The sequence below is a fragment of the Paenarthrobacter sp. NPDC057981 genome, assembly GCF_042886835.1.
Taxonomy (GTDB): domain Bacteria; phylum Actinomycetota; class Actinomycetes; order Actinomycetales; family Micrococcaceae; genus Arthrobacter.
This window is the reverse complement of the sequence record NZ_JBHVQI010000046.1, coordinates 1-8505: the sequence shown is the minus strand read 5'-3', so window position 1 is coordinate 8505 and position 8505 is coordinate 1. Positions and strand designations below refer to the sequence as shown.

The 8505-nt window shown below is 61.4% G+C and carries 10 protein-coding genes; all 10 read right to left on the bottom strand.

Annotated features, from left to right (window positions below):
- Positions 1-57: 57 nt before the first annotated feature.
- The gene (locus ACFVSI_RS21975; protein ID WP_387828583.1) at positions 58-381 is read right to left on the bottom strand and encodes a putative quinol monooxygenase; all 324 of its coding nucleotides are present in this window, start codon (positions 379-381) and stop codon (positions 58-60) included.
- A 59-nt stretch (positions 382-440) separates the two neighbouring features.
- Positions 441-746, bottom strand: coding sequence for a GNAT family N-acetyltransferase (locus tag ACFVSI_RS21970; RefSeq protein WP_387828580.1), 306 nt, complete (start codon positions 744-746; stop codon positions 441-443).
- 333 nt (positions 747-1079) lie between these two features.
- On the bottom strand, positions 1080-1973 hold the full coding sequence (locus ACFVSI_RS21965; RefSeq protein WP_262277155.1) for a carbohydrate ABC transporter permease: 894 nt from the start codon (positions 1971-1973) through the stop codon (positions 1080-1082).
- Entirely contained in the window at positions 1973-2989 is a 1017-nt protein-coding gene (locus ACFVSI_RS21960) for a carbohydrate ABC transporter permease (protein WP_387828577.1), read from the bottom strand. Before ACFVSI_RS21960 ends, ACFVSI_RS21965 begins: the two co-directional genes overlap by 1 nt.
- A gap of 5 nt (positions 2990-2994) precedes the next feature.
- Positions 2995-4404, bottom strand: a complete 1410-nt coding sequence (gene ngcE, locus ACFVSI_RS21955; protein ID WP_387828575.1) for an N-acetylglucosamine/diacetylchitobiose ABC transporter substrate-binding protein — start codon at positions 4402-4404, stop codon at positions 2995-2997.
- Positions 4405-4979: 575 nt separating this feature from the next.
- Positions 4980-5390 (bottom strand): MmcQ/YjbR family DNA-binding protein, encoded by a 411-nt coding sequence (locus ACFVSI_RS21950; RefSeq protein WP_144661409.1) that lies wholly within the window; start codon positions 5388-5390, stop codon positions 4980-4982.
- Positions 5391-5428: 38 nt separating this feature from the next.
- On the bottom strand, positions 5429-6259 hold the full coding sequence (locus tag ACFVSI_RS21945; RefSeq protein WP_387828571.1) for a polysaccharide deacetylase family protein: 831 nt from the start codon (positions 6257-6259) through the stop codon (positions 5429-5431).
- A gap of 84 nt (positions 6260-6343) precedes the next feature.
- Entirely contained in the window at positions 6344-6769 is a 426-nt protein-coding gene (locus ACFVSI_RS21940) for a CoA-binding protein (RefSeq protein WP_144661407.1), read from the bottom strand.
- A gap of 58 nt (positions 6770-6827) precedes the next feature.
- Positions 6828-7598 (bottom strand): hypothetical protein, encoded by a 771-nt coding sequence (locus ACFVSI_RS21935; RefSeq protein WP_387828568.1) that lies wholly within the window; start codon positions 7596-7598, stop codon positions 6828-6830.
- Complete coding sequence (locus tag ACFVSI_RS21930; protein WP_387828565.1) at positions 7595-8149, bottom strand: RNA polymerase sigma factor; 555 nt, start codon at positions 8147-8149, stop codon at positions 7595-7597. The genes ACFVSI_RS21935 and ACFVSI_RS21930 overlap by 4 nt, the downstream gene beginning before the upstream one ends.
- Positions 8150-8505: the final 356 nt, after the last annotated feature.

The window sequence follows — 8505 nt, the reverse complement described above, 5'->3', positions numbered from 1 at the left end:
CACTTATGGCCCATAAATCCCCTTGGGATGGGCCATAAGTGACCCCGCGTTGCTGTATCAGGAGGCGATGGTCAGCTCACCCATTCGGTCCCAGCCGCTGCCTTCGATCTGGCGGCTGATGATCTGGGGCGTCTCGGCGAGGGCCTGGGGCATGTCGACCATGGCCTTCTTGAAGTGCGCGCTGTTGACGTGGGCCTCAGCGGCGTCGTCCTGGAAGGCTTCCACCAGGACGAACTCGTTCGGGTTGTCCACGCTGCGGGACCAGTCGAACCACAGGTTCCCCGGTTCAGCGCGCGTGGCCTCGGTGAAATCTCCCACCAGGTCCAGCCAGCGATCGGACCAGTCGGGTTTGACGTTGAACTTGACCACAATAAAGATCACGGTTGCTGCCTTTCGTTGCACTACGATTCCCTACCATCCTGTCAGAAAGCTAAGGATGCTTAGTCGTGCAGGATGATCTGGTACAGGTTGTGGTCCTGCCAGGCCCCGGCGATGTGGAGGTAGTTCGGCGCCATGCCGATCTTCCGGAAACCCGCCTTCAACAGCACCCGTTGGGAGGCAACGTTGTGCAGGAGGGTTCCGGCTTCCAGTCGATGGAGCCCCAGCTCGCTCCGCGACTTCTCCACGATCACCCTGACAGCGGCACTGGCCAACCCGCCGCCGGCGTAATCTTTGTCGACCCAGTACCCCAGCCCCTCCGCTCTGGAATGGACCACGAACAATGCCGGCCAGATTGAACCTGCCAACAATCTCGTCGCCTGCCGCCAAGGACAGCGGAAATTGCTCCCCGGCCTCATGAGCAGCCAGGCGCTTGGCAATGTCGGCAGCTTGCCACTCCTCGGTGAAGTACTCCTCGGAGCGCATGGGCTCCCAGGAAGCAAGATGGTCGCGGTTGCGCACATACGCAGCAGCGAGTGCGGCAGCGTCGCTGGAACGCAGCAAACGCATGGTGACATCATCGCGCAGCAGGCAGGGTTCGAACATCAGCCCATGGTAAATCAACGCGCGGCGGCCCGCACCCAAGGTGCGGACCGCCGTCGAGCGTTTTAACCCAAACGGGCCAGTTCAGGGCTCCCCACTTACTTCATGGTGCCCTGCGAGACGGAACCCTGGAGCTGGCGCTGGAAGATGATGTACACAATCAGTACCGGCACCACAGTGACTGTTACCGCAGCGAACAAAGCCCCGAAATCGACGGCGTAACCCATCTGGCCTGCGAAGGCCGCCAAACCCTGGGAGAGGACGCGCGGACCGGCCGCGTTGATGGACACCGGGATGAGGAACTGGTTCCAGAGGCCCAGGAAGTTGAAAATAGCCACCGAGGCGAGACCCGGCTTGGCCATCGGCAACATGACCTGGAAGAACGTCCGCCACTCCCCTGCACCGTCCAATGCTGCGGCCTCAGTGATTTCGTGGGGCAGCGACTTGAAGAAGGAGAACAGGAAGAACACCGTGAACGGCAAGGCGAAGCCCACATACACCAGGATCAGGCCGGGCAAGGTGTTCAGCAGTCCCATGTTCTTCAGGACGAAGAACAACGGCACCATGGCCAGGAAGATCGGGAAGGTCAGGCCGGCGAGCATCAGGTAGTAGATGGCCCTGCTGCCAGGGAAGGTGTAGCGCGCCAGCACGTAGGCACACATGGCGCCGAGGACCATCACGATTACCAGTGCGGAGCCTACAACGATCACGGAGTTCAGGAAGTAGCTTCCGATCCCTGCTTCGCTCCAGGCCTTGACGTAGTTGTCGAACCGCCACACGGAAGGGAGCGCGAATGGCGAGGCGAAGATCTCACTGGAGGTCTTGAACGAGGACATGAACGTCCACAGGAGCGGAAGGATCACGATCAGCGACCAGATGGTCAAAGCGGCGTGCGAGACGGCGCCGACCACCTTGTCGCCGGGCGTGGTTGCCGGCGTCCGTGGTTGGAAGTGCAGGGATTTCATTTCCGGAGATGCGACCTTGGTAGTCATCAGTTGCTCACATCCTTGTCGCCGCCGGTGAGCCTGTTAACCGCGAACACCAGGCCGGAGAAGATCAGGGTGGTAATGGCCAGGACGACGCCCATGGCACTCGCCAGCCCAAACTGGCCCTTGCTGAAGGCCGTGAAGAACAGTTGCTGGGCCATGACGAGCGTGGAATTGTCCGGACCACCGCCGGAGTTCAAAGCAGCCATGTAGACGAAGGCATCCAAGGCCAGGATGCCCATGTAGATGTAGGCGGTCTGGATGTTGTCGCGGATCAGCGGGATGGTGATGGACACAGCCGTCCGGAAGCGGCCGGCGCCGTCAATCCTCGCGGCTTCGAAAAGCTCGGCAGGAATGCCCTTGATACCCGCCACGAACAGGACCATGTAGAAGCCGACAAAGCCCCACACGATCACGAACATCGTGGCGATCATGGCCGTGTCCTTGTTGCCCAGCCAGGCGAAGTCCTTGAACTGCTCCAGGCCTATCCCCCGAAGGATGCCGTTGAGCAGGCCACCCGAAGGATCGTAGATCTGGCCCCACATGATGCCGATGGCGATGGCCGGAATCGTGTACGGGAAGAAGGAAACCACACGGTAGAAGCTTGAGTTCCGCAGCCCCTTGATCTGGCCCTTGCTGCTGCCGCCCACCGTGACCATGGTCGCGAGGACCAGGCTCAAAATGATGGTGACGATCGGCAGGACGATAACCAAGAGGATGTTGTTGGACATGGCCTTCATGAAGATGTCGTCCGTGAAGATCTTCGTGTAGTTCTCAAAGCCAATGAAGTTCGGGTTGGGCGAGAAGCCTGACCAGTCAGTCAACGAGTACTGGAAGGCCTGGATGAAAGGCCAGATCACGAACAAAAGGTAGATTGCCAGCGGCAGCCCGAGGAACACCGCAAAGAAACTGACTTTGTCCCAGGTCAGCGGCTTCCGCCGCCTCTTGACCAACTGCGGTGGCGCCATCGCCGGAACGACGGCGGCCAGGCCGTCGTCGTTCCGGCTCTGCTTTGTTTTCACTACGGTCACTTCACTTCGATCTTCTTGACCGAGCTGTCATTACGGACCTTGTCGGTGATGTTCTGAAGGGCGGACGTCAGGGTTGCGACGTCCGACTTGCCGTCCAGGAAGGTGTTCCAGACAACCAGCTGGTCCTTGTTGGTCCCGTAGAGGTCAATGAAGTTCCAGGTGTAGACCTTGTCGCCGGCGTCGCCCAGCATCTTGGTCTGCGACACCAGGGCGGTGGAACCGAACCCGTCGGCCGGGACGGTGTCCTTGACGATGGTCGGTGCCAACTTGGTCTTGGCAAAGTTGGTGGCTGCTTCCTTCGACAGCATGATGCGGAGCATTTCCTTGCCACCGGCAGCGTTCTTGCCCTGGGACGGGACAATGTAGGGCTCGCCGGCGGCGCTGTGGATAGCGGTGTACGGCATCTTGGGGCTGGCAGTGACCGACGGGGCCGGGGCACCCATCATGTTGAAGCCTGCCTTGGTCTGGTCCTTCATCTCGTTTTCGATCCAGGAACCGGACGGGTAGAACACTGCCTCCTGGGCGTTGCTCCACTGTGCTTGGGCGGCCGTGAACTGGGTGCCCGAGCCGCCCGGCTTGAAGAACCCGGCCTTGACGATCTTGTCCAGCGCCGTGAAAACGGACTGGATGGCCGGGTGGGACCAGCAACCCTCCTTGAGGTTTTCCAGCCCGAGGCGGACCTCGTCCCCACCCTCCTTGATGGCGGAGGCGATGGCGAGTTCCTGGTAGTAGGTGGCGGCTTCCTTGCCCCACACGAACAGGTACTTGCCCTTGGCCTTCGCTTGCTCGCCGAGCGCGTACATTTCATCCCACGTCTTGGGAACCGTCCAACCGTTTTCCTTGAGCAGGGAATCGGAGTACCAGACGGCGTAGACGGTGAGCACGTAGTTCAGGGCCGCGAGCTTGCCATCGAAGGTACCCGGAGCCAGGACGCCTGTGTACAGGGTGTCCTTGATGACCTTGCCTTCGAGGTTCTTCGCCTCCACCACGGGGGTCAGGTCTTCCAGTTGGGCCAGGATGGTGCTGAAGCCGATGGCCTTGGCGCCGGAGTTGTCGATCAGGTCCGGCGGGTTTCCGCCGACGAAGCGGGGCTGGAGTTCCTGGGCGATATCCGTGGACGGGGCGATCTTGGCGGTGGAGCCCGAGTGCGTCTTTTCAAAGATCTTGCCGGCGAAATCGACGTAGTCGATGCCGTAGCCGCCCTTGAAGATCACGGCATCCAGAGTGGCTTTGTCCGCCATTCCGAACGGGTTGGTGTCAGAGACGGTGCCGGTGGGTCCGGTGGTCGTGCTGCCGCCTCCGGCAGCGCAGGATGCAATGGTTCCCCCCATGGGCACGAGTACGGCTGCTGCGAGTGCTCCGCGCAGGAATCCACGGCGGCCGACGGACTGGTGCTGAATGGTCATTTCAATACCCCTTTGTGACTCGTAAGGCCGACTCCGGCGGCTGGGGGCCGTCCAGTCGGACAGTCTGGGCTGACGCTCTGGCAGCACCAACCTTCGTGTGACATACTTCACCACGAATGATCGAAAATCAATATTTCTCAGCAGTTTCGATCAACATTTGTCAAAGCGTGATCTTTTCACGGCCCCTCCGCAAGGGCTTGGCCGCACTCGGTCGCCACGTGGCGGGCCAAGGCCCTGGAGTGCCAAGTTCCCTGTCTTTCCGCCGGATTTGCACCCCCGGAGAGCCCCTCGGCTGCCGCCGTGAGGCTCCCTTTACCGTTCGGAAACACTTTCGAGGCAGTGCGCAAAGCAATCATCCATGGCTTGCTTCGCTCACTCGCAGCAATGGTGGCATGTTCCGGGGCTTTGAACATGGTTTTTCGACTCAGTGCACTCGCAGGACAACTCGCAGATGGTCCCGCGTCTTCTTATCAAGCATCACACCGCTCCTGACCAGCCACCGGCTGAGGTCCCAAGGTACGCAGTATCAATCTAGTCCCATGTCAGCGCCGTGGGGAGGGGTCGATGGAGGCGTGTCAGCTTCCCTTCGGACGTGCCAGCCGGGCCCACCCGAGTTGTTCCTGTTGCTTTCGGCTCAGGGTGGCCACGACCAGGTCATAGGAGTCCTCCACCATGTCCCTGACCATGTCATCCGGCAGGGCGCCATCCAGGCGGACGCCGTTCCAATGGGTCTTGTTCAGGTGCCAAGCGCCAGTGATCTCCGGATGCGCGGCCCTCAGCTGCTCGGCAAGGGCAGGCTCGCACTTCAGGCTCACGGACCAGTTGCCCGGGTCCATGGCGGAGAGCGCGAACATCTTCGCTTCGTGCCTGGCACCACCGGCTACCGCCGCGCGAACCTTGAACACAGACGTCTCTGGACCGAACGGGAAGTCCTCGAAGGCGCCCGGAAAACCAAGGCAGATCTCACGGAGCTGGGAAACATCCATGGAGGGAGCCTACTGGCTTGTCACCGCTGCAGACACTCCTACGCCACCCCCAGGAAATCCTCAAGCAACACCACTTCCAGCCCCGCGGCCAGTTGTGCTGCACGGAAAGCAGCGAGGTCAGCGGCGAACTCAGCCCTGAAATGCATGAGCACTATATCGCCGGGACGGAGCGAGTTGCCCACTTGGTAGTCCATTTTTCCCGCGTTCGCTTTGGCTTCCCAGGTGATGATCGCTTTCATTCCAGCGTCCGCAACGGCCTGGCGCATCACAGTCGAGTAGGCACCCCCTGGCGGACGGAAGAGGGTGGGCCGGCGACCGTATTGCTGGAGGGCGTACTCCTGCATGCCCATCATGTCGTTGAGCTGCTGCTGATATCCCCACTGCCGCACCATATTAATGTTGTGGGTTACGGTGTGGTTCTCCACCAGACTGCCCTGGGCCTTGAACGCATTGAAGAACGCTGGGTTGTCCGCAATGGTGTCCTTGGTCAGGAACAGGGAGGCGGGGTAGTCGTACTCGGCCATGAGCTTGACCGACTCCGGGGTTTTGATGTTCCCGTCATCGATAGTCAGGAAAACCACAGGATGCTTGGTAGGAATCTTGGTGATCACCGACGCCAGGCCGCCCACAATCGGTGGGAGCTGGAAGTCCGGAATGAAGGTCCGCCGGATCCGCTTGGTCGCTGTGGGAGTTGGAGAAGGAGTGGGCGTCACCGAAGGCGAAGCAGTGGGTGCTGCGGCATCGCTGGGAGTGGGGTCCGCCGTCGAACTTTCCGCCCCTGCGGCCGGGGTGCAGGCAGTCAGGCCGGCCACTACGGAAGCGCCAAGGAGACCTAAGGCGGCCCGCCTGCTGGGAACGGATGAAGGCACTGCAGAATGGTCGCCACACATGGCTTTCCCCCGGGGCTAGAGAGATGAGTCAGCAGCAATCTAGCAGAAGAAAACGACCACCAATCACAGGCCGTAATGCCAGCCTTCACGTGCCGGGCACGAGTTGACCACGACGTCCAGGCCCGCGTCCCGGGCGCGCTGGGTGGCGTCGTCGTCAAACACGCCGAGCTGGAGCCACACGGCCTTGGCCCCGACCGCAATGGCCTGGTCGATAACGGCACCTACGCGCTCGGAATTGACGAAGCAATCCACGACGTCGATCGGGTGTTTTTCGGCGGGAATGTCGGCCAGGCTCTTGTAGCCTTTCTCGCCGTGGACGTCCTCACCCTTGAGGTTGACGGGAATGATCTCCATGCCCATCTTGTCCCTTACATACAGCGAAACATCATAGGCAGAACGCCACTCGTTGTTACTAAGGCCAACCACGGCCCACGTTCCTTTTGTCCGCATCAACCGCTCGACGACGGCGGGATCGTTGACATGCATCATGAGCCCAGCCTACTGCCGCCGACGCAGCGAAATCACAGGTGATGCCCGTGGCGGCTCCTCACCGTTCCACCGGATTCTTTGCCTGCTTCAGCTTTGCGGCCTGGGCTTTCAGCTGCCCCACGGGCAGCTGTTCGGAAACTGAGGGAAGGGCGAGGCCGGGAGCGGCAGGCTGGTTCTGCGGCGAGGGGGCTGCCTTCGGCGTCGCCGGGCCGGGGACAGCGGCCACCGGGCCAGTGGCGGCCGGTTGAGGCGTCGCCGGTTCGACGGCGGTGACCGGCTTCTGTTGGACCGGTTGCGGTGCAGCGGCGGGCACCTGCGCCGGGACCGGGACTCCGGCCACCAAAAGGGGGCTTGGTTGCACAGGCTGGATTGGTTGAACGGGCTGGGCTTGCTGCACGGATTCCGGGATCGCCGCTGGATCTACAGATGGAGCAGGCACGGTGCTCACCTTGGGGGCATCGGGGGCGAGCAAGACAGGAGTCTCTGCAGCCTTCCGGGAAGCAAGGCCCTCCCAGAGTCCCGCAAAGGATGGACTCCGCGTAAATCCGGAGCTCGCTGCGGCGACGCCGCTGACACCGAGTCCCATGGCTGCCACCACGGCAACGCCAACCACCGCAGTGCGGTGCTTGTGCCTCCAACGGCGCTTGGAGACGTCATCGTGGGGCCCGGCGAGCATGGCTGCCAACTCTTCGCCGGGCTCAGGTGCGGCCGCATCGGCAAAGTTGCCCACCACCAGAAGCGCTTGGCGAAGGTCCGTGGCGTCGCCAAGATCGGCGTCGAGCAGGAGCTCGTCCACCATCTTCTCGCGTTCCAAATCCTTGAATGTCACGACGACACGTATTCCTTTACTGCCGAATGCTCACGGAGTGCGATAAGTGCCCGCCGTTGCAGCTGCTTCACTGCGCCGGCAGATTTCCCCATGATTCCGGCCACTTGCTCCACAGTGAGACCGGCCACAATGCGGAGTGTCAGGGCTTCCCGCTGCTCTTCGCCCAGGAGTTCCAAGAGCGCCATTACCTCGTAGGGCGCGAACCGCAGCATGGCTTCGGCTTCAGCAGAGCTCGATTCCCTCGCATCCCGCTCGGGCTCAAACTCATGCTGGTCCGGAGCCCGGCTTTCCTTCCGGTGCTCATCGACCATACGAGCGTGGGCTACCGAGAAGATAAAGGTCCTCAGACCGCTGACGCCCCCGCTGATCCCATCCAACCTAGGCAAGACGGCGAGGAAAACATCCTGTGTGGTTGCTTCCGGATCAGCGACGCCCTTGGCCGTCAAATATCCCAAAACCTGACCTGCATACGCCTGGTAAACGGCGCTGAACAGTTCCGCGTTATTGCCTTGGAGTGCGTGAAGCGCTTCGTCGGTCAATGCGTCGGTCACAGAATTGGGACTTTCGATCGGCGGCTGGTCCAGGCTGGGAGCCAGATCATCCGCCTTTCACAACGGACGACCTCACCAAGGGTAACTGCTCGGCCGGGCCAGCCAAAGGAAGAACTCCCCGAGCCGGCGTAACTCCCGGACATGGAAGAGCCGAGCTGGAAGATGATGGGGGACAAATTCCAGCTCGGCCCTTTCACAGACGTAATCGTCGGGGCACACCAAAGGGTTACGCGAAAGCGCAAACTTTTTGAAAGCTCTTCGCCAGAGCCTCGACATGGTTCATCCGACCGTGGCGGGTTGGTGTCCGGGTAGGGGTGGGGCTGTGGATTGGTAGTCGTGTCCGGTGGGGGTTTGGA

Excerpts from the sequence above, each read along its gene's own strand:
- ACFVSI_RS21965 (WP_262277155.1), bottom strand. The coding sequence starts at position 1,973 with ATGACTACCAAGGTCGCATCTCCGGAAATGAAATCCCTGCACTTCCAA.
- ngcE (WP_387828575.1), bottom strand. The coding sequence starts at position 4,404 with ATGACCATTCAGCACCAGTCCGTCGGCCGCCGTGGATTCCTGCGCGGA.
- ACFVSI_RS21950 (WP_144661409.1), bottom strand. The coding sequence starts at position 5,390 with ATGGATGTTTCCCAGCTCCGTGAGATCTGCCTTGGTTTTCCGGGCGCC.
- ACFVSI_RS21940 (WP_144661407.1), bottom strand. The coding sequence starts at position 6,769 with ATGATGCATGTCAACGATCCCGCCGTCGTCGAGCGGTTGATGCGGACA.